General features: G+C 66.3%; 22 protein-coding genes. 12 read left to right on the top strand and 10 right to left on the bottom strand.

The genetic code is table 11. The annotated features are described in order from the left end of the window. Positions 1-17: 17 nt before the first annotated feature. From AC4BCK_RS19075 to AC4BCK_RS19055, 5 genes are all read right to left on the bottom strand, one after another. Positions 18-1,199 carry an NAD(P)/FAD-dependent oxidoreductase gene (locus AC4BCK_RS19075; RefSeq protein ID WP_174176308.1) on the bottom strand — a complete coding sequence of 394 codons (1,182 nt, stop codon included), beginning with the start codon at positions 1,197-1,199 and terminating at the stop codon, positions 18-20. 61 nt (positions 1,200-1,260) lie between these two features. Continuing rightward, on the bottom strand, positions 1,261-2,304 hold the full coding sequence (locus tag AC4BCK_RS19070) for a Gfo/Idh/MocA family protein (RefSeq protein WP_490566343.1): 1,044 nt from the start codon (positions 2,302-2,304) through the stop codon (positions 1,261-1,263). Then, positions 2,304-3,077 carry an amino acid ABC transporter ATP-binding protein gene (locus AC4BCK_RS19065; protein WP_490566342.1) on the bottom strand — a complete coding sequence of 258 codons (774 nt, stop codon included), beginning with the start codon at positions 3,075-3,077 and terminating at the stop codon, positions 2,304-2,306. Before AC4BCK_RS19065 ends, AC4BCK_RS19070 begins: the two co-directional genes overlap by 1 nt. Further along, positions 3,074-3,862, bottom strand: a complete 789-nt coding sequence (locus AC4BCK_RS19060) for an amino acid ABC transporter permease (protein WP_104186508.1) — start codon at positions 3,860-3,862, stop codon at positions 3,074-3,076. Before AC4BCK_RS19060 ends, AC4BCK_RS19065 begins: the two co-directional genes overlap by 4 nt. Before the next feature lie 87 nt (positions 3,863-3,949). Next, positions 3,950-4,816 (bottom strand): ABC transporter substrate-binding protein, encoded by an 867-nt coding sequence (locus AC4BCK_RS19055; protein WP_251420633.1) that lies wholly within the window; start codon positions 4,814-4,816, stop codon positions 3,950-3,952. 184 nt (positions 4,817-5,000) lie between these two features. Between AC4BCK_RS19055 and AC4BCK_RS19050 the strand changes: the two genes are divergently transcribed. Together AC4BCK_RS19050 and AC4BCK_RS19045 are read left to right on the top strand one after the other, a co-directional pair. After that, complete coding sequence (locus tag AC4BCK_RS19050; RefSeq protein WP_364319204.1) at positions 5,001-6,170, top strand: LacI family DNA-binding transcriptional regulator; 1,170 nt, start codon at positions 5,001-5,003, stop codon at positions 6,168-6,170. Between the two features lie 47 nt (positions 6,171-6,217). Next, complete coding sequence (locus tag AC4BCK_RS19045; RefSeq protein ID WP_490566341.1) at positions 6,218-6,823, top strand: DMP19 family protein; 606 nt, start codon at positions 6,218-6,220, stop codon at positions 6,821-6,823. A gap of 72 nt (positions 6,824-6,895) precedes the next feature. On the opposite strand, the gene AC4BCK_RS19040 is transcribed toward AC4BCK_RS19045, so the two are convergent. Continuing rightward, positions 6,896-9,841, bottom strand: coding sequence for a glycoside hydrolase family 3 C-terminal domain-containing protein (locus AC4BCK_RS19040; RefSeq protein ID WP_490566340.1), 2,946 nt, complete (start codon positions 9,839-9,841; stop codon positions 6,896-6,898). A gap of 192 nt (positions 9,842-10,033) precedes the next feature. On the opposite strand from AC4BCK_RS19040, the gene AC4BCK_RS19035 reads away from it, so the two are divergent. The 3 genes from AC4BCK_RS19035 to AC4BCK_RS19025 are packed head-to-tail and all read left to right on the top strand — an operon-like array spanning position 10,034 to position 13,779. Further along, positions 10,034-11,731 (top strand): extracellular solute-binding protein, encoded by a 1,698-nt coding sequence (locus AC4BCK_RS19035; RefSeq protein WP_490566339.1) that lies wholly within the window; start codon positions 10,034-10,036, stop codon positions 11,729-11,731. Positions 11,732-11,743: 12 nt separating this feature from the next. Next, positions 11,744-12,829: an ABC transporter permease gene (locus tag AC4BCK_RS19030; RefSeq protein ID WP_490566338.1), complete on the top strand. Its 1,086-nt coding sequence runs from the start codon at positions 11,744-11,746 to the stop codon at positions 12,827-12,829. Beyond that, entirely contained in the window at positions 12,826-13,779 is a 954-nt protein-coding gene (locus AC4BCK_RS19025) for a carbohydrate ABC transporter permease (RefSeq protein ID WP_174176316.1), read from the top strand. Before AC4BCK_RS19030 ends, AC4BCK_RS19025 begins: the two co-directional genes overlap by 4 nt. Before the next feature lie 26 nt (positions 13,780-13,805). Here AC4BCK_RS19025 and AC4BCK_RS19020 read toward each other — a convergent pair whose 3' ends face one another. Further along, positions 13,806-14,831, bottom strand: coding sequence for a LacI family DNA-binding transcriptional regulator (locus AC4BCK_RS19020; RefSeq protein WP_174176318.1), 1,026 nt, complete (start codon positions 14,829-14,831; stop codon positions 13,806-13,808). A gap of 25 nt (positions 14,832-14,856) precedes the next feature. On the opposite strand from AC4BCK_RS19020, the gene AC4BCK_RS19015 reads away from it, so the two are divergent. From AC4BCK_RS19015 to AC4BCK_RS19000, 4 genes are all read left to right on the top strand, one after another. Further along, positions 14,857-16,917 (top strand): beta-galactosidase, encoded by a 2,061-nt coding sequence (locus AC4BCK_RS19015; protein ID WP_366284607.1) that lies wholly within the window; start codon positions 14,857-14,859, stop codon positions 16,915-16,917. Between the two features lie 6 nt (positions 16,918-16,923). Next, the gene (gene yicI / locus AC4BCK_RS19010) at positions 16,924-19,098 is read left to right on the top strand and encodes an alpha-xylosidase (RefSeq protein ID WP_400511944.1); all 2,175 of its coding nucleotides are present in this window, start codon (positions 16,924-16,926) and stop codon (positions 19,096-19,098) included. Positions 19,099-19,133: 35 nt separating this feature from the next. After that, on the top strand, positions 19,134-20,069 hold the full coding sequence (locus tag AC4BCK_RS19005; RefSeq protein ID WP_490566337.1) for an aldo/keto reductase: 936 nt from the start codon (positions 19,134-19,136) through the stop codon (positions 20,067-20,069). 361 nt (positions 20,070-20,430) lie between these two features. Then, a complete protein-coding gene (locus AC4BCK_RS19000) occupies positions 20,431-21,285 on the top strand; it encodes a TIGR02391 family protein (RefSeq protein WP_400511941.1) in 855 nt (284 codons plus the stop codon). A 424-nt stretch (positions 21,286-21,709) separates the two neighbouring features. On the opposite strand, the gene AC4BCK_RS18995 is transcribed toward AC4BCK_RS19000, so the two are convergent. Further along, the gene (locus tag AC4BCK_RS18995) at positions 21,710-22,651 is read right to left on the bottom strand and encodes a GlxA family transcriptional regulator (RefSeq protein ID WP_087136509.1); all 942 of its coding nucleotides are present in this window, start codon (positions 22,649-22,651) and stop codon (positions 21,710-21,712) included. Positions 22,652-22,758: 107 nt separating this feature from the next. On the opposite strand from AC4BCK_RS18995, the gene AC4BCK_RS18990 reads away from it, so the two are divergent. Together AC4BCK_RS18990 and AC4BCK_RS18985 are read left to right on the top strand one after the other, a co-directional pair. Continuing rightward, positions 22,759-23,070, top strand: coding sequence for a putative quinol monooxygenase (locus AC4BCK_RS18990; RefSeq protein WP_033107114.1), 312 nt, complete (start codon positions 22,759-22,761; stop codon positions 23,068-23,070). A gap of 107 nt (positions 23,071-23,177) precedes the next feature. Further along, on the top strand, positions 23,178-24,503 hold the full coding sequence (locus tag AC4BCK_RS18985) for an ISL3-like element ISPfr2 family transposase (RefSeq protein WP_193106984.1): 1,326 nt from the start codon (positions 23,178-23,180) through the stop codon (positions 24,501-24,503). 229 nt (positions 24,504-24,732) lie between these two features. Here the strand turns inward: AC4BCK_RS18985 and AC4BCK_RS18980 are convergent, their stop codons facing one another. Beyond that, positions 24,733-25,077, bottom strand: coding sequence for a MerR family transcriptional regulator (locus AC4BCK_RS18980; RefSeq protein ID WP_400511940.1), 345 nt, complete (start codon positions 25,075-25,077; stop codon positions 24,733-24,735). A gap of 44 nt (positions 25,078-25,121) precedes the next feature. On the opposite strand from AC4BCK_RS18980, the gene AC4BCK_RS18975 reads away from it, so the two are divergent. Next, a complete protein-coding gene (locus tag AC4BCK_RS18975) occupies positions 25,122-25,580 on the top strand; it encodes a VOC family protein (RefSeq protein ID WP_400511939.1) in 459 nt (152 codons plus the stop codon). 72 nt (positions 25,581-25,652) lie between these two features. On the opposite strand, the gene AC4BCK_RS18970 is transcribed toward AC4BCK_RS18975, so the two are convergent. After that, positions 25,653-26,864, bottom strand: coding sequence for an MFS transporter (locus tag AC4BCK_RS18970; RefSeq protein ID WP_400511937.1), 1,212 nt, complete (start codon positions 26,862-26,864; stop codon positions 25,653-25,655). Positions 26,865-26,892: the final 28 nt, after the last annotated feature.

The raw sequence follows: 26,892 nt of genomic DNA, 5'->3' as shown, positions 1-26,892 counted from the left end.
CACCACCGCCCGGCCCGTCAGCTCTGGTGCACCGGCGCCCAAGCACCGGTCCCCACGGCCTCGCGGGCGGGGGCGCCGGCGTCGAACCGGTCAAGCCGGAAGGCGGCGAGTACGGGAGAGGGGGTTCCGGTAAGGATTTCCTCCGCGAGGAGCTCACCGAGGATCAGCCCCAGCGTGGCGCCCGAATGGGTGAAAACCGTGTGCAGGCCTGGTATCGAAGACACCGGGCCCACCACCGGTTCACCGTCGCCGGGAATGGGTTTCAGGCCTGCAGCCACCCGCCGGACGGTCAGCCGGGGATTCCCCGCGAGTACCTTCGAGGCTTCCTCGAGCAGGCCCTGGACGGACTCCTCGGGAACCGTGAAGGATCCGTCGTCTTCGATGATCACGGACTGCTCTGCCCAGTCCGCGTCAAGTACCAGCCCGCCGTCAGGCGTGGGCCGCACAGCGACCCGCGGCGTGTTCAGGACGGTCTGCACTTTCACGTCGAGCGGTTCGGTGAACACCACGAAGGCGGCCGGCGTGGCATCAGGAACCGTTACGCCCAGGGCTGCGAGCTGGGCCGGGACCTCACCGCCGGTGGCCAATACCACCTGGTCGGCTTCCAGCCGCGTCCCGTCGCCCAGGATGACGCCGACCGCGGCGCTGTCCCTCACATCCACCTGGACATCCCCGGCATCCTTGATGATCACCGCCCCGTTGTCCGCCGCCTCGGAAGCCAATGCCGTAATGAAGTCGGGCATGTTGACCCAGCCTTCACCAGGGTTATAAATGGCACCCTCGTCGGCCACCGCAGCGGCGTCCACATCCGGGGCGATCCGGGCCACGTCCCTGCTGTCCACCCAGACGGAGTGGTATCCGCCCGAACGCTCGAAAGCGAAGGTATCGCGGAAGGTTTCGTCCGGGCCGGCCCATTTCAGTGCACCATCGAACCTCAGATAGTCGCGGCTTTCGGGGTGGTGCGCGCTCCAGGTGCGGTAGCGGTCGATGGCGAGCATCCGGAGGTAGTGGTACTCGGCGGATCGGGCGCCGGAGGAGTTCAGCCATGCGATCGAGCGGCCGGAGGCTCCGCTTGCCAGCGGACCGGACGTGACGAGTGTGACATGCGCGCCTCCCTTTGCCAAGTGGACGGCGGTGGAAACGCCAAGGATTCCGCCGCCGATGACGGCGACTTTCCTGGCGGGGTTTGCGGAGGACATGGTGTCTCGCTTTCCTGGTGTGGAAGATTGGTGGTGTGAAGGTGTGCCGTGGCGACGTACGTCAGGCGAGGACATGGACTTCTTCGATGACTTTGAGGACCGCGACGGCGTCCGCCGGGTCAACAGGGACCGGCCCGCCGTGCAGGAGGGCTCCGGCGAGGAGCCGGTAGAACTGGGGATACGCGCCCCGCTCGGCGGGCACGGCGCGTGTTGCGCCGTCGACTCCCAGGAGCCCCCAAGACTCCTGGGACTCAACGCCATATGCCGGGTCCGACGGCGGCAGGCCGGCGTCGAGCGCGGGTTCCTGGCCGTCCAGTCCCCACTTTGTGTAGCCGGCGTGGGAGCCCAGGACGTGGAACCGGGGGCCTGCCTGGGCGGCCATGCCGTTCATCCACAGCCGGGAGCGCACCCCCGAGTCATGCAGCAGGGACACGAACGCTTCCGTGTCGGCCGCATCCGGGTTCAGGCCCTGGCGCGCTGTTTCGCCGTAGCTGCGCGCCACGGGGCCGAACAGTTGGACGGCCTGGTCAATGAGGTGGGCACCCAGGTCGTGGAGGATTCCTCCGCCCTCGGCTGTGGTGGCGGAATCGCGCCAGTTCCCGAATCCCTCGGGGCGCCACCACTCAAACCGGGATTCGAAGGTCCGGACCTCGCCCAGCGCGCCCTCGTGGAGGAGCTTCCTGAGGGTGAGGAAGTCCGAGTCCCAGCGGCGGTTCTGGAAAACCGTCAGCTGCACGCCGGCGTCGGACGCCAAGGCCACGAGTTCCTGCCCGTGGGCCGAGGTGGTGACGAACGGCTTGTCCACCACCACGTGCAGTTTGTGGGCGATCGCCGTCGAAGCGATGCCAAAGTGCGTGGCCGGAGGGGTTCCCAGGACCACCAGGTCGAGGTCCGCCGCCAGCGCGAACATGGCCTCCGCCGTCGGCACGATGCGCGCCTTTGGGTAGCGGGCAGCCGCTGCGGCGGCGCGGTCCGGGTCCGCGGTGACGATCACATCAAGCGAGAAAGCGGGGTCCGCCTCGATCAGGGGTGCATGGAAGACCCGTCCCGAGATGCCAAAGCCGACGACGGCGGTACGGATAGGCCCCTGTCCTGCGGTGCCCATCAGAGGACCTCGGAGAGGAAGCGCTGGAGGCGTTCGCTGCGCGGGTTGTCGAAGATCTCCGCGGGCGTGCCCGATTCCACCACTTCGCCTTCGTCCATGAAGACCACCTGGTCGGCAACCTTCCGGGCGAAGCCCATCTCATGCGTCACCACCACCATGGTCATTCCCCGTTTGGCGAGCGAGGCCATGAGGGTCAGGACTCCTTTGACGAGCTCGGGGTCCAGCGCGCTGGTGGCTTCGTCGAAAAGCATTACTTCCGGTTCCATGGCGAGGGCGCGGGCAATGGCGACGCGCTGCTGCTGTCCGCCGGACAGGTCCCGGGGGCGGTGGTCGGCGCGTTCGGCGAGTCCCACTTCGGCCAGCCGGCGGCGTGCACGCTCCCGAGCCTCTGCCTTGGACATCTTCTTGACGCTCCAGAGGGCGAGGGCCACGTTTTCCAGGGCGGTGTGGTCCGGGAAGAGGTTGAAGTGCTGAAATACCATCCCTATACGGCTGCGCAGGATGTCCGGGTTGACCTTCAGCGCACTGTCCCCGGCGAGGACAACGTCTCCGCTTTTGGGTTCATGCAGCCGGTTGACGCCCCGGAGGAGGGTGGACTTGCCGGAACCGGACGGCCCGATGATGCAGGTGGTGGTGCCGGGTGCCACGGTAAGGCTGACGTTGCGGAGGACCTCGATGTCCCCGTAGGCCATGGTCAGGTTCTTCAGCTCCAGGCTGGAGCCGTGGAAGGTGTCGATGTCAGCGGTGGGATTCGCGCTGGTGCTGGTGATCATGTGTTGCTCCCGGTAGTGAGCGGTGAGGCCGCGTCCAGTTCCTTGACTTCATTGAGGCCGCTGGTGGGGGCCGAGGGACGGCGCTTTCCTGTGCGGAAGCGGGTATCGAAGTAGTTGACGAGGTGGGTGAGCGGCACGGTGATGATGAGGTAGAAGATGCCCGCCATGACCAGGGGGGAGAGGTTCCCGGAGAGCACTGCGGCGTCCTGGCCCACGCGGAAGAGTTCGCGTTCGCTGACCAGCAGTCCGAGGAAGTACACCAGCGAGGAGTCCTTCACGATGGCGATGAACTGGTTCACGAGGGCAGGCAGGACGCGGCGGATGCCCTGGGGGATCACCACCAGTGCCATCGATTTGCCGTAGCTCATGCCCAGGGCGCGGCATGCTTCGCCCTGGCCCTTGTCCACGCTTTGGATGCCGGCGCGGAAGATTTCGCCGATGTAGGCGCTGGCAATCAGGCTGAGGGCGATGATGCCCAGGGGGTAGGGCGAGGGGCCGAAGATCGACTGGCTGAGGCGGGCAAAGCCCTGGCCGATCAGGAGGATGGTCAGGATGGCCGGCAGGCCGCGGAAGAGGTCCGTGTAGATGCGGGCCGGGATGCGCAGCCACCTGGACGGTGAGATGCCCATGACGGCCACCACCATGCCCAGGACCACGCCAATGACGGTGGCGGCGACGGAGATGATGAGGGTGTTGAGGAGGCCTACCGCCAGGAGCTGGGGCAGGACTTCAGCCATGGCGCCGAAGTCGAAGAAGGTGCGGATGATGGTGTTGAGCCAGTCCATTGAATGCTCTCAGGTGTTAGTTGTTCCGGTAGCAGCCGGGCGGGCCTTGGCATGGAAGCGTTCGGCCCGCCCGGACATGCCCGTGGTCTACTTGCTTGCTGTCGGGGCCGGGGTTGCGGTCTGTTCTGACTTCGGGAGGTACTGCTCGGGCATCGGGGAACCCGGGAACCACTTCTCGTAGAGCTTCTTCCAGGTGCCGTCCTCCATGGCTTCGGCCAGGCCCTTGTTGAGGGCCTCCTTGAGGGCGGTCTTGCCCTTGGCGACGGCGAACCCGGCCGGTGCGTCGAAGGACGGGATGTCCGCGGCGCTGACCAGTCCGAACTGTTCCTGGTAGGACTTCGCGGCTTCGTAGTCCAGGAAGTGTGCATCCACAGAACCGCTGTTGACGGCGGAGATTGCCGTGTTGTTGTCCGGGAACCGCACCAGGCTGGCCGAGGTGAAGTTCTTCACTGCATAGGCTTCCTGCAGTGTTCCTTGCACCACGCCCAGGCGTTTTCCGGAAAGTCCGTCGGCGTTGCTGATGCCGGAGGACTTGGTGGTGATGACGGTGAGGTAGCCGGCCAGGTATCCGTCGGAGAAATCGACAGTTTCCTTGCGCTTGTCCGTGATGCCGATGGCCGCCACGCCGGCGTCAAACTGCCCGTTGGCTACGGCGGCCAGCAGGCCGGAGAAGTCCTGTCCGGTGAAGACCACATCGTCTACGCCGGCGCGGGAGGCAACGTCCGTGAAGAGTTCCACGTCGAAGCCGGTGAACTTGCCCTGGGCATCCGTGAACGTATAGGGCTTCGAATCGCCCAGGCTTGCAACCCGGATGGAGCCCGGCTCAATGAGGCCGTAGGGGTTTTCGGCCGGCGAGGACGAGGCTGATGAGGAGCCGCCGCAGCCGGAGAGTGCCAGGACAGCGGCAACGGCCGCGGCAATGAGCGCCGCGGGGCGCACAGTGGTTCGAGTAATCACAGCGAGTTTTCCAATCGTGAGGAAGCGGGAGATGGAGGATCAAGATCCGCCGTGGCGGGTTTGCCGGAAACCCTTGCTGAGTCCGGTCTCAATGCCTACGATTGAGACCGGACTCACATCGATGGATAGAAATGTAATCGACGCCACTAAGGGCGTCAAGGGTCCATTACGAAAGGCCGACATGAGTACTGATGCTTCCCGTCGACGCGACGTCACCGTTGCCGACGTCGCCAAGGCCGCGCAGGTGTCCAAGGCCCAGGCGGCCCGTGCCCTGGGAAATTACGGCGCAGTGAGCGAGGACGTCCGGGAGCGGGTGCAGGCCGCCGCGGAGGAGCTGAACTACCGGCCCAACGAGCTCGCCCGCAGCATGAACACGGGGAAGTCCAACACCATCGGCGTGGTGGTGGGCGACATCGAAAACCCGCACTTCGGCCTGGCCACCCGGGGAATAACTGACACCGCCAAGAAGAGCGGCTTCAACGTCATCCTGGTCAACACGGATGAGGACAGGGCTGCGGAAGTGGACGCCGTCAGGGTGCTGCTGGACAAGCGGGTTGACGGCCTGATCGTGGCGCCCGCCTCTTCCGTGGAGACCCAGCACCTCCAGGAAGTCCACAGCTCGGGAAGGCCGCTGGTCCTGCTGGACCGTACGGCGCAGGGGCTGGATGTGGACACGGTGGCCGTGGACATGGAAGGCATTTCCCATGAGTCAACCCGCTATTTGATTGAGGCCGGACACAGCCGGATCGCCTTCATCTCCACGCTTCGGACGAATGACTCCTACGCCACGGGCCTGTCGCTGGGCTCTTCCCAGATCTCGGACCGGCGGGACGGAATCATGCGGGCGTTCCGGGAAGCGGGTCTCAAGGAACCCGACGATCTGGTGCGCTTCAACGCCGACGGACCGGAAACCATCAAGAAGATCACCCGTGAACTGCTGCAGCAGCCGGACCCTGCAACGGCCATCATCGCCTCTGACGGCCTGATCGGGCTCAGCGTTGTGGAGGCCATCCAGGACCTCGGCCTCGCTATTCCGGATGATGTCTCGTTCCTCATGTACGACGATTTCGCCTGGACCCGCCTCACCAGGCCTCCTTTGACGGTGATCGCCCAGCCTGTGTACGAGATGGGCGTGGCAGCAGCCGAGGCCCTCATCCGGCAGATCCAGGGCAGGAAAGCGCCGGCGGCCAAACCCGAATTCGCCGCGACCCTCGTGAAGCGCGGCTCGGTGGGCGGGCCGTCCGGCGGCAAGGGCGGCCACGACGGCCGGCGGAAGGAAAACCTGCCTACGACGAAAACTTCGCCGGACGTTCATTTCCCCCTCAACGGCGCACCGGCCCGGTCCACGTAGCGTGAAAAACGTTCCGAGCACCACCCGTACCAGCCGTGAGGATTGCCATGATCACCAGCCAGCAGCCCGTCGTCCTGACCAGCAGCAGCATCGACTCCAGCGACGAGGACGTCGTGGAGGCGAACGTCAGCGTTGTGGATGCCATGCACAGCGCCCTGTTGCGGGCCGAAGAGATGTCGCCCGTGGCCGTGCGCAGCTATTGCGTGGACTTCTATCTGACCCAGGCGTTGGAGGGAGGCTTCGCGCAGTACGTGTTCACCGCCGTCGACCGCTCCGAAACGGACACCCTGGTCCGCGAAGGCATGGCGGGCATGGGTGCCCCTGCCCATCTTGACCTCTTCAACCGGGCAGTCGAGGAGTTTGATGGTCTGTCCGAGGAGGACGAGGAGCGTTACCTCGACGGCAGCCTGGAGGAGGACGCTGACGAAATTCCCGACGGCGTCCTCCGGATGGAGGAGCTCGACGGCGAGTTTGAGGATCTGCTGGAGCGGGAGAACATCACGGCGCTCAACGCCGCCTGGCTCCGCGGCCAGGCCGAGTTGCTGGTGCTGGACGACGAGGAGGTCGGCGCCTACATTGAGCGGCGTGCGTCAATGATTGCCGATCTGCCGGAGCGCCAGGCACAGGCGGACGCCGAAATGATCGGCGCCTGAACAGACGCTCCCGACCAGACGCCCCTGATCACACGCGCCTGACCGCTTCGTACCGGGTGGTTGCGCACGCGGCTACGCCAGCTGCACCCGGATGACTTTCACGGCGCCTTCCAGCACCAGCCGGAAGGCGCCGCCACGCTCGCGGAATGTTGTGCCGGAGCGAAGCTGAATCACAAGCGCACCACTGAAGCCCGCGGCAACCCTGGCACTGCCCGCAGTGTTCCAGGTGTCCGCGGGGCCGGGCACCTGGATGCGGACCAGGCCGGCAGGCCCGGCGGGTCCGCCGGAGGCCACGTCGAGCAGCACCTCATGACCGCCGTCCGCAGGGGGCAAGCTCCAGTGGCGGTAGAGCGCCCAGCCGGGGCGGCTGCCGCCGGCAGGAGCGATCGCCGTGCCGTCCAGCGGCGTTTCGGGCACCAGCGCCAGATGGTGGCAGGAGTCGAAGTTCTCAGCCCGGAACCACCGGCCGGCCCGGCGCCCGGATCCGGCGCTCCCCGCCACACTGAATGGGACTGCCAGCGGAAGATCCTCCGCGGACGCGCCCACCAGAAGCTGGTACGTGCCGGGTTCCACCAGCATCCGTTCCTCCACCACGCTGTAGGTGGCAAGCCTCTCGAGCGGCACCCGGATCCTTGCCGTGGCCGTGCCTCCGGCCGGGACCTTCACCCGCTGGTGGCCCACCAGGAGCCGGCGGGGGAAATCGAAGCGGTGGTCCGGGGCGGACGCGTACACCTGCACCAGTTCCCACGCCGGGCGGGCGCCGGCGTTGCGCAGTTCCACCACGAGTTCCACCTGGTCCGCACCCTGGGGGCCTTCGCCCGGCAGTTCGCGCTGGGCCACAGATTCGTAGTGCACCTCGCCGTACGTCAGTCCGTGCCCCAGCGCGTACAGGGGTTCCGCGCGGCTGTACAGGTACGTGGAGTGGGAGGTGATGATGTCGTAGTCCAGGATGTCCGCAAGGTCCGCATCCCGGCGGAACCAGGTCTGCGGCAGCCGCCCGGACGGCTCAGTATCACCGCCCAGGACATCCGCCACACCATTGCCCAGCTCCTGCCCGCCATGGGACGTCCAGACGATGGCCGGTGTATCTGCGAGCGCGCCGAGGGCGTAGGGGTAGGAGGACACCACCACCAGCACCGTGCGCGGGTTGGCCTCGCGCACCACGCGGACCAGTTCCTGGTCTGCCAGCGGAAGGTCCAGGGTGGTGCGGTCCAGCGTCTCCCGCCCTCCGAGGTGGGGGTCGTTGCCCACCACCACGACGGCGGTGCCAGCATTCGCGGCGGCCTGCCGGGCGGCCTCGTGGCCGGACTTGAGCGTGCGGAGCACAAAGCGGTCGGCTGTGCCGGCGTCGGGGACAAGGGCAGCGCTCGCCGTGCCGGCTTCGATCCGGAGCCATTTCCCGGTTCCCACATGCTGCAGCGCGGCCGTGCCGTCCGATGCGCGGTCAAGCAGGAACGTCTCCTGCACAACCCAGCCGCCCACACGGTCTGCCGTGGCGCGCAGGTACCCGTCCCCGGTGTCCGTCACGAACTTCCCGGTCAGTTCCGACCGGAGGGTCAGCTCACCCTTGCCCCAGTCCTTGACGACAAACCGCTCCGCTTCGCCGGGAGCAGCGGCCTGGGCGGTGAGGACGGCAGTGCCGGCCCCGCCCAGGTACCCGCCGGTCCGGACGCTCCGCAGGGCCACGACGTCGGCACCCTCCTCGGCAACGACGCCGGCGCCCGTACTTCCGCCGTAGCGGCGGGCCAGCCCGTCGGCGATGCTGACCTCGTCCTGCAGGGTTCCGCTGTACCAGTCGCTCAGCACCCGTGACCCCAGGGTCCCGATGACGGCAAGGGTTCCGGGCTCGCTGCCCAGCGGCAGCAGGCCGGCGCCGGAGGGGGCGTCAGCCCCGGACTCATTGCGCAGCACCACCACGGACTTTGCGGCCGCTTCCCGTGCCAGCCGGACGTGGACGGCATCGCCGATGGCGTCCGCCCCGATGGAGGCGTAGGGATCACTGTCCGGCGTGAACTCGCCGGTCCTGGCCCGGAGCAGAAGGAGCCGCAGCACCGCCCGGTCAACGTCGGACTCGCTGATCAGCCCCTTCTCCAGCGCCTCGTTGAGGTAGGCGAGGGACGGCGCCGGGTTGTCGCCGTCGTCCGTGAAGCTGTCCACCCCGGCGTGGAGGGCGGCCGCGTAGGCTGCCGGGCCGTCGTCGAAATACTTCTCCGCCCGGAAGAGGGAACCCGGCGCGCCCGCGTCCGTCACGATGGTGACCGACTCCCCGTTGCGCCACTGCCGCAGCTCGGACTGCACCAGGTCGGAGGCGTGGGCGGGCCGGCCGTTCACCAGGTTGTAGGACAGCATCACCGCCCCCGCCACCCCGTCCTCGATGGGGGAGCGGTACGCCGGAAGTTCGTATTCGTGCAGGACTCGGGGGCTGAGGATGCTGGAGGTGACGTTCCTGTCCAGCTCGTTGTTGTAGCCGAGGAAGTGCTTGAGGGTGGGGACGGTCAGCCAGGTGCGCGGGTCCCTGCCCCTGAGTCCGCGGCAGTAGGCGCCGGCCAGTTGCGCGGTGAGGTGCGGGTCCTCGGAGAAGCCTTCCTCGTTCCGCCCCCACAGCGGGTGCCGGAGCGGGTTCACCACCGGCGCCCAGGCGTTCAGGCCCACGGACGGGTCCTCCGCCTTCTTCCCGCGGAGCTCACGCCCCGTGGCTTCGCCGAGCCGTTCGATCAGGTCCGCATCCCAGGTGGCGGCCATGCCCACGGGCTGCGGAAAGACGGTGGCCGGTCCCAGCCAGGCGACACCGTGCGCTGCCTCCGCGCCCGTGTGGAAAGGCGCCAGCCCCAGCTCCGGAACCGCCGGGGCGTGCTGGTGCAGCATGGCCACCTTCTGCTCAAGGGACAGCGAGCGGAGGATCTGGTGGGCCAGCCTTGCTGCGTGTCCATCCGCGCCAGCCGTGCCGTTACCGCCGGAGGCGTCGTCACCCGCGGCGTCAGCGGTGGGGGCGGCAAAGGTGGCGGGTTCTAGGCGCACGGCAGTCCAATCAGCGGGTTATCGAATCGCTTATACAAATTCTGGCGACACCCAGTGTTGCACTCACGCTTGTGAGGCGCAACACATTTGCCCTTGCCCGATCCCATGCTGGTGTCATACCCTGATCGAAGTCGAATCGGTTCGATGAATCGTTGAATCTTCCCTCATTGGCTCACACAAAGGAGTGCTGTCATGCTCGGTTCCCAGGTAGACCCGTCAAGGGGACGCCCCCACAAATCCGCCAGCCGCCTGCTCAACGAGGCCTCCGCCGGCGTCAACCGCCGCTCCTTCCTCGGCATCCTCAGCGGTGCGGTGTTCCTGGCGGCCGCCCCGGCAGCCCTGACGGCCTGCTCGGGAGGCGCCGCGCCGCAGGCAGCCTCCTCCGGCAGCCTGGCCGAGACGGTGGCCAAGCTTGTGCCCGCCTACAAGCCGCTGGAGCTGGTGAAACCGGATATCCCCTCCGTGAAGGGCTCCACGCCGGGCTTCACCAGCATCCCCTCGTCCCTGGTCAAGTCCGTGCCCACGCCTCCCGGAAGCGGCGGAACCTACACGGCCATGACGCCCGCCTGGTGGGCCGTTCCGCCTGCGCTGCCGGAGAACAGCTACTACAAGGCGGTCAACGAGAAGCTCGGTGCCACCATCAACTTCCAGGTCAACGACGGCAACGCCTACGCGGACAAAGTGCAGACCGTCCTGGCCTCGCCCAAGGACGTGCCGGACTGGATGGTCATTCCGGGATGGAACCTGCCGCCGCGCTTCGGGCAGGCTGCCGCGGGCGTCTTCCAGGACCTCTCCGAGTTCATCGCCGGGGACAAGGTCAACAAGTACCCCAACCTGGCGAACATTCCGACGGCGGCGTGGAAGATGGGCTGCTTCGAGGGCGGCCTTTACGGTCTGCCCTACCCCGGCGCCCTGATCTCGGACGCCATCTTCTACCGCGCGGACCTCTTCGAGGAACTCGGCGCCAAGCCGCCCACCTCCGCCGACGAATACCGCACTCTGGCCAAGGAACTCACGGACGAATCGAAGAACCGCTGGGGTTCGGAAGACGTCTGGACCGGCGCGCAGATCATGCACGGCGTGGTCCCCAAGTGGAAGCAGGTGGACGGCACGCTGCAGAACAAGGTGGAAACCGAAGAGTACCGGGCTGCCCTTGAGTGGACGGCGAAACTGTTTGCCGACGGCTCGGTCCACCCGGACGCCGTGGCCGGCAACGCGCAGCAGTCCAAGCAGCGCTTCGAATCCGGCGCCTCGCTGATGGCCTCCGACGGCATGGGCTCCTGGCACGAGGCCCTGGCCCGCGTCCTGCCGTCCAACCCGAAGTTCAACATGCAGCCCATGGACTACTTCGCCCCGGACGGCGGGAAGCCCACCCTGTTCCGGGCCCAGCCGGCAGCGATCTTCAGCTTCATCAAGAAGACGGAGCCCGCCAAGGTGGAGGAGATGCTGGCGCTGGCCAACTTCATGGCGGCCCCGTTTGGCACCGAGGAGAACGTGCTGATCAACAACGGTGTGGAGGGCGTCCACTTCACCAGGGACGCCCAGGGCATCCCGAAGGCCACGGCCAAGGGCACCGAGGAAGTCACCAGCACCTACGCGTTCCTGGTGAACGCCCCGATCGTGAACTCCATGGTCCAGTACCCGGGGCTGGTCCAGTCCCAGTCCGAGTGGGAGGCGCGCCAGGCACCCAACGTTGTGGAGGACGCCTTCTTCGGCATGCAGATCCAGGAGCCAGCCAAGTTCGGCTCACTGTCCAAGCCCTTTGACGACCTTGCCAAGGACATCATCCGCGGCCGCAAGAGCATGAAGGACCTCGACGCCGAACTCGCCACCTGGAAGAGCAAGGGCGGCGACGAACTCCGGGACTTCTACGCCGGATTCCTGGCCTAGGAGATGGCAAGGATGAGCACCGGAACAGAGCGCAAGGCCCCCGCGCCGGGGCAGGAGGTCGCCGCGGCGCCGGACAGCGGGCACCCGGCAGGACGTACGACGGCGGCCGGCGGCTTGGGTGCCCCGGGGCAGGGCGGCGGCTCGGGTGGCGGCGGGGCAGGCAGCACGGCCGTCCCCGCCCTGAGGCCGAAGGCCAACCTCAGACTGCGGTTCAACCGGGACCGCTCCCTGGTGTTCATGGCACTGCCCGCCGTGATCCTGCTGGCCGTCTTTGCCTACCTTCCCATGCTGGGCCACGTGGTGGCCTTCCAGGACTACTCCCCGTATGTGGGGATTCCGGACAGCCCCTGGGTGGGGCTGGACAACTTCGCGCGGGTGCTGGCGGACCCGGACTTCTGGCTGGCCGTCAAGAACACCCTGGTGATCACGGCGTTCCAGCTGGTGTTCTTCTTTCCCATCCCCATCGCCCTGGCCATGCTGCTCAACTCCCTGGTCAACCCGCGGCTCCGGGCCGCCATCCAGGCCGTGGTGTACCTGCCGCACTTCTTTTCCTGGGTGCTGGTGGTCTCCGTGTTCCAGCAGATCTTCGGCGGCGCCGGGTTGCTGAACCAGTCGCTGCGCGCCAACGGCTGGCAGGCCGTGGACATCATGACCAACCCGGACACGTTCCTGTTCCTGCTCACCTCCCAGGCCGTCTGGAAGGACGCAGGCTGGGGCATCATCGTGTTCCTCGCAGCCCTCAGTGCCATCGACCCCGCGCAGTATGAAGCAGCGGCCGTGGACGGGGCCGGCCGGTGGAAGCGCATGTGGCACGTCACCCTTCCCGGGCTCCGCAGCGTCATCGTTCTGCTGCTCATCCTCCGGCTGGGCGACTCGCTGACCGTGGGCTTCGAGCAGATGATCCTGCAGCGGGACGCCGTGGGGGCCGAGGCCTCCGAGGTCCTGGACACCTTCGTGTACTACACCGGCGTGCAGAACGGCGACTGGAGCTACGCTGCCGCCGCAGGCCTGATCAAGGGCCTGGTGAGCCTGGCGCTGATCCTGACCGCCAACAAAGTTGCCCACATCTTCGGTGAGAGCGGTGTCTATTCCAAATGAGCACACTAACCAATAAGGCGCCCACTCGAGCCAGTGCCGCCAAACCTCCCAGGCAGCCGCGCACCAAACCGGAACGCCCTATCTGGGACGAAGAACCCGGAGCAGCGGCGAAGGCCGGCAAGATCGTGGTGCTCGCCGTCGTCGTCCTGGCAGTCCTGGGACCGCTGTACACGATCGTCCTCACCAGCATCTCCTCCCAGGCCACCATCACGCAGGCCGGCGGACTGGTCCTGGTCCCCGGGGAAATCTCCTTCGCCGCCTACCAGCAGATCCTCAGCGGCGGGGTGGTCACCAGGGCGGTGCTGGTCAGCGTGGGCGTCACGGCCACCGGAACGGCCCTGAGCATGGTGGTGTCCATCCTCTGCGCGTACGGCCTGTCCCGGCCGGGGTCCTTCGCCCACACGCCTATCCTGTTCACCCTGCTGATCACCATGTTCTTCAGCGCAGGCATCATCCCGGCGTACCTGCTGGTGTCCGGCCTGGGCCTGATCAACACCTACTGGGCGCTGATCCTGCCCAGCTGCATCTCGGTGTTCAACATCATCATCCTGCGCGGCTTCTTCATGGGCATCGACCGGGGGATCCTGGACAGCGCCAGGATTGACGGCGCCAGCGAGTGGCGCACCCTCACCCAGATCGTGCTGCCCATGTCCAAGGCCGTCACCGCCGTCATCGCCCTGTTTTACGGGGTGGGCTACTGGAACGCGTTCTTCAACGCCATCCTTTACATCAACGACAGCTCCATGAACCCGCTGCAGGTGGTGCTCCGGTCCTACGTGCTCCAGGGTGTTTCTGTGCCCGGCCAAGTGGATGTTGGCACCGGGGCGGCGGCAGGCCCGGCGCTGCAGATGGCCGTGATCGTGCTCGCCATGATCCCCATCCTGATCGTCTACCCCTTCGTGCAGAAGCACTTCACCAAAGGCGTGATGATCGGCGCGGTCAAGGGATGAGCGTTCCCGTGTCCCTGCGGCAGCTGTCAGCGGACCGCCGCGGTGCTTGCCCCCTCGGAGAGGGTGGGGGCGATGAGCCGCAGCTCGGCGGGCTTGGCCAGGCTCAGCCGGTCCATCACCATCTCCACGGCGGCGCGGCCGATGTCCATGGCGGGGATGGACACCGCCGTCCAGGGCAGGAAGGCGGACGTGGCCACATCGGCGGGGGCTATGACCACCACCGAGATGTCTTCCGGGACGGAGAGGCTGTGCGCGGCGAGGTTCTCGCGCAGGATGGGCAGCAGTCCCTCGTTGTGCACCAGGAGGGCGGTGATGGCCTCCGGACCGGCGAAGACCTTGTCCAGCGCGCGGGCCAGGTCCTTGGAGTTCGCCTCGCAGGCCACCGAAACATGCGTGACCTCAAGTTCCCGGCATGCCTCCTCAAAACCGCGCAGGGCCCGGTCCGCATAGGTGGCGTGCCGGCGCAGCGAGGCGGGCGGGGAACCGATGAAGGCGATGCCGCGGTGGCCGAGCTCCACCAGATGGCGGACCGCGGTGCGGGAGGCGCCGGCGAAGTCGAAGTCAACGCAGCTGAGGCCACGCGGATCGTCCGGCATGCCGATCAGCACCGCGGGCTTGTCCAGCTTGGCCAGCACCGGGATGCGCGGATCGCGGGCCTCGATGTCCATCATCACCAGGCCGTCCACCATGGACTGGGACGTCACCCGCTCAATGCTGCCGGCGTCGTCCTGGGTCAGGAGCAGGACGTCCTGGTTGAACGTCCGGGCCGTAGTCACCACGGCGGTGACGAACTGCATCACCACTCCCACGTTGACGTCCGCGCGGAGGGGCACCACCAGCCCCAGGACGTTGGAGCGGCTGGAGGCCAGAGCGCGGGCACTGGACCGGGGACTGTACTTCAGCCGCCGCATGGCCGCTTCGACGATTTCGCGGGTTTCTTTCGATATGGGACGGTTCCCGCTCATCACGTAGGACACGGTGCTCGTGGAAACCCCTGCCTCTTTGGCCACGTCACTGATGGTCGCCGCCGTTGAAGCCTTTCGATTACTCATATCCATCATTTAACCAAGGAATTCCATGCATCCTCGAAGCCACGGCCTGAGCGCCGTGACAGAGCGGGCCGGGCTGCTCTTCGGCGCCGATTACAACCCCGAGCAGTGGCCGGAGGAAAGCTGGCCGGAGGACATCCGGCTGATGCAGCAGGCCGGCATCAACCTGGTCACCCTCGGCGTCTTCAGCTGGGCACGCCTGCAGCCAACCGAGGGCACCTGGGACTTCGGCTGGCTTGACCGGATCCTTGCCCTCCTCGACGAGGGAAACATCAAGGTCTGCCTGGCCACGCCCACCGCATCGCCGCCGCCCTGGCTGGGGCACCGCTACCCCAGCACGCTGCCCACGGACGCCGCCGGGACGACGCTCTGGTACGGCTCCCGCAACCAGTTCTCGCCGTCGTCGGCCGTGTACCGCAGCGCCGCACGGCAGGTCACCGCAGCGCTCGCCGAGCGGTACGGCCAGCACCCCGCCGTGGTGATGTGGCACGTGGGGAACGAGCTGGGACAGATCAGTTACGACGACGAAACGGCCGCCGCGTTCCGCACCTGGCTGCTGCGCCGCTACGGCTCCCTGGAACACCTGAACTCGGCCTGGGGGACCACTTTCTGGAGCCAGGGCTACAGCACCTGGGAGGAAATCCTGCCGCCGCGCACGGCGCCGTACCTCCACAACCCCACGCAGGTCCTGGATTTCAAGCGCTTCACCTCGGAGTCGCTGCTCAAACTTTTCACCGCTGAACGGGACATCATCCGCCAGTACTCCCCGGCTGTACCGGTCACCACCAACCTGATGGGGTTCTTCCGCGGCGCGGACTACTTCAGCTTCGCGGGGGAAACGGACCTGGTGGGCAACAACTGGTACACCGATCCCGGGCAGCCGCAGACCTGGGAACTGGGCGCCCTCACCCACGACCTGTGCCGCGGACTGGCCGGCGGCACACCCTGGCTGCTGATGGAATCGGCAGCCTCCGCGGTGAACTGGCGGCCCCACAACAGCGCCAAGGAACCCGGGGCCCTCCGCGTGGATTCGTTCTCCGCCCTGGCCCGCGGCTCCGACGGCATCTGCTTCTTCCAGTTCCGCCAGTCCGCCTTCGGCGCCGAACGCTTCCACTCTGCCGTGGTGCCGCTGGCAGGGGAGGACACCCGCGTGTTCCGCGAAGTCGCGGAGCTCGGCTCCCAGTTGCAGGACCTGCGGCTCCTCGCCGGGACCCCGGCGCCGTCCCGGATCGCTGTCCTCTTCGACTGGAACAGCTGGTGGGCGGCGGAGGCCCCGGACTGCCCCACGGACAGGCTCGGCGTCCTGGACCAGCTGCAGGCCTACTACCGGCCGCTGCTGCGGCGCGGCCTGTCCGTGGAGGTGGTGCACCCCTCAACGCCGCTGGACCGGTTCGACCTGGTGCTCGTCCCCAGCCTCTTCCTCCTCACCGAGGACAACGCCGGGGCGCTGGCGTCCTGGGTGCACCGGGGCGGGACGGCCGTCGTCGGGCCCTTCACCGGGGTGGCGGACAGCAACGGCCACCTCCGGCAGGGGCGGTTCCCCTCTGTCCTGGCGTCCATGCTCGGCGTCAGCGGCGAGGAATGGCGGCCCCTGGCGGAAGGAATCGGCCTCGACTTCGCGGCGCCCCAGGACGGCGTCACTGCAGATGTGCCGGCCGGGCTCCAGGCCACTGTCTGGTCCGAGGACCTCCGCCTGGACGGCCCCGGCGCTGCGGCGGCGGCCACGTTTGCCTCCGGCTCCCTGGCTGGAAAACCGGCGGTAGTCCGGAACAGCCACGGCAGCGGCACCGCCTGGTACGCGGGGTGCGACCTGCCCGGTCCTGCGCTGGGGCACATCGTGGGGGAGGCCCTGGCAGCAGCCCGCATCTCCTTGCCGGTGGCAGGAACGCTGCCGGACGACGTCGAACTCGCCACCCGCGGCGGCCACCACTTCCTGCTGAACCACGGCGCGGAACCACGCACCGTGACGCTCACCGGGCAGTCTGTGGACGTGCTCACCGGGGACGCCTGCGGGCCCCGCCTGGCCCTGGAACCGTACGGCGCCCTGGTCCTCAAAGACAGCCCAGACCCTCTTGAGAACGGAAACTGACATCCCATGAAATTTACCGACGGCTACTGGCTGTACCGCAAAGGCTTCTCGGCGCTGCACCCGCGCGACGTTTCCGACGTTGTGGAGGACGAGCGGAGCCTGACGGTCTACGCACCCACCAAGCGCATCACCTCCCGCGGCGATGCCCTGAACCTTCCACAGCTGACGGTCACCTTCGACGCGCCCCTGCCGGACGTCATCGGCGTGACCATCGAGCACTTCCAGGGCGGGCTGGACAACGGCCCGCACTTTGACGTGAACCGCACGGGACCGGCGCCGCAGTTCAGCCGGGACGCGGACACGGCCAGCATCACCTCCGGCGGGCTCACGGCACGGATCAGCACGGCCGGGGACTGGGGCGTCGATTTCCTGGGGAACGGCAGGCTGCTGACCACCTCCACGCCGCGCAGCGTCGGCGTCATCACGGACGACGGCGGGCGGACCTTTGTGCACGAACAGCTCAGCCTGGGCGTGGGCACCAACGTGTACGGCCTGGGCGAGCGCTTCGGCGCGTTCGTCAAGAACGGCCAGTCGGTGGACATCTGGAACGAGGACGGCGGCACCTCCAGCGACCTCGCCTACAAGAACGTGCCGTTCTTCATCACCAACGACGGCTACGGGGTGTTCGTGAACCACCCGGAGAAGGTGTCCTTCGAGGTGGGGTCGGAGGTGGTGTCCCGAACCCAGTTCAGCGTGGAGGGCCAGAGGCTCCAGTACTTCATCATCCACGGGCCCTCGCCCAAGGACATCATCCGGCGTTACACCGAACTGACCGGGCGGCCATCGCGGATCCCGGCCTGGTCCTACGGCCTGTGGCTCTCCACCTCCTTCACCACGGACTACGACGAAAAGACCGTGAACTCGTTCATTGACGGCATGGAGGAGCGGAAGCTGCCCCTGTCCGTCTTCCACTTCGACTGCCACTGGATGAGGTCCTTCCACTGGAGCGACTTCGTCTGGGACCCCGCCACGTTCCCGGACCCGGAAGGCATGCTGGCCCGGCTCCACGACCGGGGGCTCAAGGTCTGCGTCTGGATCAACCCGTACATCGCCCAGCGCTCGCACCTGTTCCGGGAGGGGCTGGAGCGGGGCTTCCTGGTCAAGCGGCCGGACGGGTCGGTGTGGCAGTGGGACATGTGGCAGGCCGGCATGGGGCTGGTGGACTTCACCAACCCGGACGCCGTGCTCTGGTACCAAGACAAGCTCCGCGGCCTGCTGGGCCAGGGCGTGGACTCGTTCAAGACGGACTTCGGCGAGCGCATCCCCACCGATGTGGTGTGGCACGACGGGTCCGATCCGGACAGGATGCACAACTACTACGCGCAGCTGTACAACAGGACGGTTTTCGACCTGTTGTCCAAGGAGCTGGGCGAAGGCGAAGCCGTGGTGTTTGCGCGATCCGCCACGGCCGGCGGCCAGACCATGCCGGTGCACTGGGGCGGGGACTGCGAATCCACGTTCGCTGCCATGGCTGAATCGCTGCGCGGCGGGCTGTCCCTGGCGGCGTCGGGCTTCTCCTTCTGGAGCCACGACATCGGCGGCTTTGAGGGCACGCCCGAGCCGGAAATCTTCAAGCGGTGGATCGCGTTCGGGCTGCTGTCCTCCCACTCAAGGCTGCACGGGTCCAACTCCTACCGTGTGCCGTGGCTGGTGGATGAGGAATCCGTGGACGTGCTCCGGCACTTCACGGAGCAGAAGATGCGGCTGATGCCCTACCTGCAGATGGCGGCGGAGCAGGCGTACGCGGAGGGGATTCCCCTGATGCGTCCGCTCTTTATGGAGTTCCCCGAGGACCCGGGCTGCGCGCACCTGGACCGGCAGTACATGCTGGGGCCGGACATCCTGGTGGCACCGGTCATGGACCCGTCCGGCACCGTGTCCTTCTACCTGCCCGAGGGCACCTGGACGCACCTGGAAACAGGGGAGCAGCTGGCGGGCCCGCGCTGGCACCGCAAGGAGTATTCGGTGATGCAGGCTGCCACGTGGGTCAGGGAAGGGGCTGTGCTGCCCATCGGTACAGTGTCGGACCGGCCGGACTACGACTGGGCACGGGACATGCAGTTCCGGGCGTTCGCCGCGGCGGACGGGACACGGCACATTGCTGTGCCCTCGCCGGACGGTTCCACCAAGGACTTTGAGGTGACCGTCAGCGGCGGCGACGTGTCCGCCGTCGTAGCCTGATGGAATCTGTCACCGAGGCGAGGATACCCGCAGCCATGAAAACCCTGGGCCGCACCGGCCTCCCTGTCACCGATGTATGCGTCGGCACGAGTTCGCTGGGAAACCACCCGCGGAACGGCACCGCGGCGGAGCGGACGGCAACGGCAGTGGCGGCCGTCCGCGCCGCCCTGGCCGGGCCCTTCAATTTCCTGGACACCTCCAACGAATACGGGCACGACGGCGGCAGCGAGTTCTGGATCGGGCAGGCCATCCGGGAGGCGGGCGGGCTGCCGGCGGGCTTTGTCCTGTCCACGAAGGTGGATCCCATCCTGGGGACGGCGGACTACTCCGGGGACCGTGTCCGGCGCAGCGTGGAGGAAAGCCTTGAGCGGCTGGGGCTGGACAGGCTGCCGCTGGTCCACCTCCATGATCCGGAGAAGATCAGCTTCGGGGAGGGTGTTGCGGCGGGCGGGCCGTTGGAGGCGCTCGTTGATCTGAGGGACCAGGGGGTGATTGGGCACCTCGGCGTGGCCGGCGGACCCATCGACCTGGAACTGAAGTACCTGGCCCTGGAGGTGTTCGACGTGGTGATCAGCCACAACCGGTACACGCTGGTGGACCAGACGGCGGAGCCGCTCATCGAGGACGCACGACGGCGGGGCGTCGCCTTCATCAATGCCGCGCCTTTTGGCGGCGGCCTGCTGGTGAAGGGGCCCGATGCCACCGCCAACTACTGTTACCGGCCGGCCAGCCCGGAACTGCTGGGCCGTGTCCGGGAGATGCAGGAGCTCTGCCGCGAGTATTCGGTGCCGCTCGCCGCCGCGGCCCTGCAGTTCTCCACCCGCGATCCCCGCATCACCTCAACCATCGTGGGGATGGCGGAGCCAGAGCGGGTGGCCGAAGCGGCACGCCTGGCGCAGTGGAGCATCCCGGAGGACTTCTGGGAACGCATGCTGCCGTTGGCTTCGGCCGGGAATGCGGATTTGGGTTAGGGGTCTGACTGGAAATTACCAGACATAGTCACGGGAATTGTCGACCGGGGGACGAACTCCAGCATCCCGCGACTCTTGCAGTGGTGCCGCCGCGGTCCTCACCTGGTCCCCGAGACGTGACTGTCTCCCAAGGGTTTCGAGGCGATTTGATGTGTAGCGTTTGGGGCACCTTCACCGGGCATTTTTTCGGGCGGGTCTTACGGGAATCGTCGGGCACCGGGATGCCACGCTCCTCAATGGAAATCACCTGTCTGTCGCACTGACCCGGCTGGGGACCGGCTTGCGGGCGCTGCTGCTGGTACGCCCGACGTTAGGCTGAAGTCCGGAATATTGACACAAGCTCTGAATACGGGGGAATGGTTTGAGCGATTATGGTGAGGACTACCTGCGGCGCCTGCTCGATGCTGTTCAACGCTTCGACGCGGCCTTCAGTGCATGGATGGAAACTCAACAAGAATCTGACCACCTTTCTTCTCGGGGCCTTCTTCCAACTGTTTGGGTTAAAGACGGAGTTGACCCTGCACTGGTGCGCCGCCTCGAACTCGATGTCGCAGAGGCCGCTGGGCTGGCTGCACGCGCAGTCGCCGTTACTGGCGCATACATTTCCGTCGCAGGGTTGGGTGTTATCGACCCGATTTCCAACTGGTCGTTCATGTCATCACCCAAGGCGCCGCTTGCACCGCGAGATATTCGAATGACTACTGCGAACGTCAAAGGCCGGCTAGAGGCAATGCTCATCGACGCGCAGAGCACCGCCGACTCTAGCCTGCCAAGCTTTTCCCCCGCTCAGCTGCATCCCGTGATCTGGTCCGGTGCAGCTGCACACTGGACCGCTCACCAGTTTCGAGTCGCGGTCCGTGAAGCTGCTGAAGGACTGACAGTCCATTGGAAGCAGAAGCTCGGCCGCAACGACGTGGACGACACCGTATTCTGGCAACAGACCCTGTCAGCCGGCGAGGCGGCTGATGGCCGACCCAAGCTCTATTGGCCCGGTCCTGCTGACGACAAAACCACCAAGAGCATGCGCGGTGGCCTTGAACCCCTTGCAAAAGCTTTGAACGCCCTCGCCACCGGGCTAAATCTGACTGTCCGAAATGTGACTACTCACACCAGAGACGAGCTCACTGAGCAGCAAGCAATGGAACGCCTTGCTGCCTACAGTTTTCTCGCCCATCTACTCGACCAGTGCCAAGTAGACCGCTTCGATAGTGGATGACCCGCATTGGAATTCGGAAGTCAGACAAGCGGCTCTTCCCAGATGAAGGTGTAGGTCGGCCGGGCGCGTCGGTCCGCAGATAGACGTCGAGGTCTCCCGACGATGGAGGTTCCTACGCCATCCATCCGAAAGACCTCGACGTGCCCGACGCTACCCCGCCGGCCGGCTTCGGCCGCCCTGACCTAACCGCCTTCGCGGCTCATCCCAATCGGCTCTGATCGGGTCTGCTGACCCTCTCGACGAGAACGCAGCGACATCACAGCCACCCAACCCCGACCGTCCGGGAAGCCGGGGCACGTCACATGGGCTGTGCTGCGGGCGTGTCGAGTGGGTAGTCCAGGGGCGACGCAGGAGCGTCGACGCGACGTGCTGAGAGGTGGTTCCAACCGAGCGCTAGGACACAAGCTACAGGCATGGCGATAGGTCAGGAACGGCGTCGCTCCCTGCGCAGGAGGGAGCGCAGAGTCTCGGCGTTTGCGTAGCCGACCCGTAGCGCGATCTCGGCGGAGGTGAGGTCCGTGGTTGCTGAGAGGTGTCGAGCTCGTTCGGTGCGAAGCCGTTGGACGAAGCCGAGCGGAGTGAGGTTGAGCGCCGCACGGACTCGTCGTTCGAGGGTGCGCCGGCTGGTGCCGAGCGACTGCGCGACGAAGGCGACGTTGAACGGTTCGTCCAGGCGGGCGCGCACGAAGCGTTCGAACTCGACGACGATCGGGTCCTCGTGCCGGAGATGTTCGTAGGCGACGAAAGCCGCCTGCGACGGGCGCTCGTCGATGATGAGGAGCTTGGCGACATGTTGGGCCAGGTCGGGGCTGATCGATCGCACGAGTGAGAGCGCGAGGTCGATGTGGGCGAAGGCGGCGCCGGCGGTGACGAGGTTCCCGTCGACCACGACCATGGTGTCGAGATCGAGGGCGACGGTCGGATAGCGCTTCCGGAACTCCGGCCCCAGGAACCAGCTGGTCGTCGCCCGCCGATGATGCATCCGTCCTGTCTCGGCGACGGCGAACACGCCGGTGCACGCCGCGGCGATCCGGGTGGTCGCGTCGTCGAGGCGCCCGAGTGAGGCGATGACCGAACGAGCATCTCGACTCTGGAGGGCGTCGTGGGTCGCGGCGGCCGTGAGGGTTCCAAGCGCAGGGACGACGACCACGTCGAACTCTCCGGACTCCGGCAGCGGGTGGTCCACCGACAGGGTCATCGATGCCGTCGTGGTCACTCGCCGTTTCGGTCCGAGGATGGCGAGTTCGATCGGGTCGATCCGCGGGTCGACGTCGCCGCGGGCTCCGTCGGCCACCCGCACGATGTCGATGATCGACGCGATAGCCGAACCGAAGCAGCCGTCGATCGCGATCAGTCCGATACGCATGACGTAAACAATAGCAATACTGCCGTATACGCCACTTCCCACCGGCCCTCGCTCGTCATACGCTGAACTCGTCCCACGAAGAACCCCGACGTCAAGGAGAGTCCCTCATGTCCACACCCGCATCACTTCCGTATGCCTTCGTCGCCAAGATCGTCGCGGCCGATGGACAGCACGACGCGGTCGCCGATCTGCTCGCCGGCGCTGTCGCACTCGCCAACGAAGAAGTAGGAACGATTGTCTGGTTCGCGGTCAGGACCCACGCCGACACCTTCTGGATCTTCGATGCATTCCCCGACGAAGCCGCTCGCGACGCCCACGCCAACGGCGCCATCGTCGCAGCCCTGATGGCCAACCAGCACCTCCTCGGCGCAGCACCCGAGATCCTGGCGGCCGACGTCCTCGCGTCCAAGCTCCCGTAGTCCGCCAACGCACGAGACGATCGCGCCCCGCCGAGTCGGTCCGCAGATAGACGTCGAGGTCTCCCGACGATGGAGGTTCCTACGCCATCCATCGGAAAGACCTCGACGTGCCCGACGCTACCCCGCCGCCCGGCTTCGGCCGCCCTGACCTGACCGCCTTCGCTCGACTCGACGGCCTCGGTCTGAGCGTGATCGGGCAACGACTTGAACCGGATCGTGCGGTCCTCGCGTGCCGCGTGGTGGAACCAGATCAGTGGTGCCGACGGTGCGGCAGCGAAGGCGCCGCTCGTGACACCGTGATCCGGCGGTTGGCCCACGAGCCGCTGGGCTGGCGACCGACCGTGCTGGAAGTTGTAGTGCGCCGCTACCGCTGTGCAGACTGCGGACACGTGTGGCGCCAAGACACCAGCGCCGCGGCGGAGCCACGCGCGAAGCTCTCGCGCACCGGGCTGCGGTGGGCGCTGGAAGGGATCGTGGTCGCACACCTCACCGTCGCCCGTGTCGCCGAGGGACTCGGGGTCGCGTGGGACACCGCCAACAACGCGGTCCTGGCCGAAGGCAAGCGGCTGCTGATCAACGACCCCACGCGGTTCGAGGGCGTGAAGGTGATTGGCGTCGATGAGCACGTCTGGCGCCACACCAGGCGTGGCGACAAGTACGTCACCGTGATCATCGACCTCACCCCGGTCCGCGATGGCGCCGGCCCAGCAAGGCTGCTGGACATGGTCGAGGGCCGGTCGAAGGCGGCGTTCAAGACCTGGCTCGCCGACCGCGACGACGCCTTCCGTGACGCGGTCGAGGTGGTCGCGATGGACGGCTTCACCGGGTTCAAGACCGCCGCTGCGGAGGAGATCCCGGACGCGGTCACGGTGATGGATCCCTTCCACGTCGTGCGCCTGGCCGGTGACGCCCTCGACAGGTGCCGGCGCCGGGTCCAACTCGCGATCCACGGGCACCGTGGGTTCAGGGACGATCCGCTCTACAAGTCGCGGCGCACGCTGCACACCGGCTCGGACCTGCTCACCGACAAGCAGAGCGACAGGCTACGCGCGCTGTTCGTTGATGACGCTCACGTCGAGGTCGAGGCGACCTGGGGTGTCTACCAGCGGATGATCGCCGCCTATCGCCACGAGGACCGGCAACGTGGCCGCGAGCTCATGGAGAAGCTGATCACCGACCTCAGCGCCGGCGTCCCCAAGGTGCTCACCGAGCTCACCACCCTGGGCCGGACCCTGAAGAAGCGAGCCGCCGACGTGCTCGCCTACTTCGAACGACCCGGCACCAGCAACGGGCCGACCGAGGCACTCAACGGACGGCTCGAACACCTGCGCGGCTCCGCACTCGGGTTCCGCAACCTGACCAACTACATCGCCCGAAGCCTGCTCGAGACCGGCGGCTTCGGACCCCAACTCCTACACCCCCGATTGGGATGAGCCAGACAAGCTCATCCGCGGGCACTGGCGAGACTCCCTCGTCTTCTCCGTTTCCGGCCAATTGCAGCTTTCGTCACCAGCCAGGCCGTAGCCACGCTGCTACCAGATCAGGGAAGCTTCACGCACCGAGAGCCTGCCGAGGAAGGTTCCCGGAAGGAACGAAAGAAGCGCGTGCCTCCACCGGAAGCCGGAAACGGCGGTCCAGCGTCGGGTTTCCGACGAGTCAGACTCACTTCGCTTCCAGTGAGCTGATCAGGTTGTCCAGGGAATTTCGGTTCAGCGAAATTTTGGCGATGTCGCTACTGAGTCTTTCACGCTCGCGCAGGAGCCGTGAGCGCAATTCAGGTGTTCGCGATGCCGGGTCATTGATGCAGGGCAGAAGTTCCGCGATGGCCTTACTGCACAGTCCGGCGTTGAAGAGTTGCTGGATCAACCCGATGAGCTGAATTGCGTCGGGGGAGTAAGTCCGTTGGCCCGAAGATGAACGTTCAGGGGTTAGAAGCCCCTGTTCTTCGTAGTAGCGGAGAGAGCGCACACTCACACCGGTCACCGCCGCCAGATCGCCGATTCGCATTGGGATTTGCCCCTCACATTGGTGTCAGGTTTTACGGTACAGACATGACTACTGAGACTAGACCCAAACCAGCCGTCCGGCAGCTGCGACTAATCGTTGAGGCCGAGGACTACGAGGCGGCTTTGACGTTCTATCGCGATGTTCTGGGACTGACAGAGCAGGCTGTCTTTGAAGGCGACGGAGATGCATGCGTCACGATCCTCGAAGCAGGCAGGGCAACGCTGGAACTCTCCAACCCCTCGCAGGTAAGGATGATTGACCAGGTAGAAGCCGATGGTCAGCCCAGCGCGAAGATTCGGGTCGCCTTCGAAGTGGACGATTCCGCCGCTAAGACCAAGGAACTGGTTGAAGCCGGCGGCACGTTGATCGCTGAACCCAGGGAAACCCCATGGAAGTCATTGAATTCCAGGCTCGCGGCACCTGCGGGTCTTCAGGTCACACTGTTCCAGGAACTCGAATCCCTTGAGGAACGCAGCACCAGAGCCGGTTTCAAACGCCCCTGATTAAAGGAAGCAGACCAACCAGGCGCCACTGGTTGATCTGCTTCCAACCTGCCGCTCCTGAGCGGCCGCAATTTAGTGGTGCGTCACCCTTAGATGGTCCGGTCCGGAAAAACCTGTTCCCACCAGGTTTCGTGGCGGGCGCCGCGATTTCAGGCGCTGTATGGAGAACAGCATCAGGAGGATCGCGGTGATGGACAGGCAACCTCCGACCCAGGTTGGGGAGGCGTAGCCGAGCCCGGCCGTGATGGTGATTCCGCCCAGGTGTGCGCCGACGGCGTTGCCGATGTTGAACGCGGAGATGTTCACTCCCGAGGCGAGGGTGGGTGCCTCCTGCGCAAAGTGCAGGACCCGGACCTGCATCCCGGGCACGGCTGCGAACCCGACGACCCCGAGCAGGAACAAAGCGATGGCTGCCGTCCATTGGGTTTCCAGGGCCACAGTGAAGCTGAACAGGATGACAGCCAGGGCACACAGGAGCATGAGGAGGCTTTTGTCCAGGTTCCTGTCCGCTGCGCGGCCGCCGAAGATGTTGCCGGCGAACAGACCGGCACCGAAGAGGACAAGCATCCACGGCACGGCTATTTCCGGGAACCCGGCGACCTGGGTGAGGATCGGGGCGATGTAGGTGAATGCGCCGAACATGGCGCCGAAGCCGAAGACGGTGACCAGGATGGACAGCCACACCTGGACGTTGGTGAAGGCCTTGAGTTCCAGTCGTAGGTTGGCCGGTTGGTTGGCGGGCTGGGTTTTGATGAACGCGAATATGCCGATCAGGGCGATGATCCCGATGCCGGTGATGGCCCAGAACGTGGAGCGCCAGCCGAAGTTCTGCCCGAGGAAGGTACCGAACGGGACGCCGAGGACGTTCGCGGTGGTGAGCCCGGCGAACATGATGGAGACCGCGGCGGCCTTCCGGTGCGGTTCAACAAGGTTGGCTGCCAGTACGGCTCCGACGCCGAAGAAAGCGCCGTGGCACAGTGCCGCAACGATCCGGCCGATGAGCATCACGGTGTAGTCGGGGGAAAGTGCCGAGATAAGATTCCCGGCGATGAACAGGACCATCAGCCAGGCGAGGGTGTTTTTGGGATTCCGGCCTGCCGCAACCGCTGTGACGAAGATTCCGCCGAAGGCGACGCTGAGCGCATAGACGGACACGAGGTAGCCCGCGACCGGGATGCTGACATTGAAGTCGGTGGCGACTTCGGGAAGGAGCCCGAGGATCACGAATTCGGTGAGCCCGATCCCGAACCCGCCGGCTGCGAGGGCTATCAATCCAAGGGGCATCGTTTTGCTTCTTTCTGCCGGGTAGTGG

This window comes from Pseudarthrobacter sp. As-47, assembly GCF_058215595.1.
This window is presented reverse-complemented; position numbering and strand designations above follow the sequence as displayed.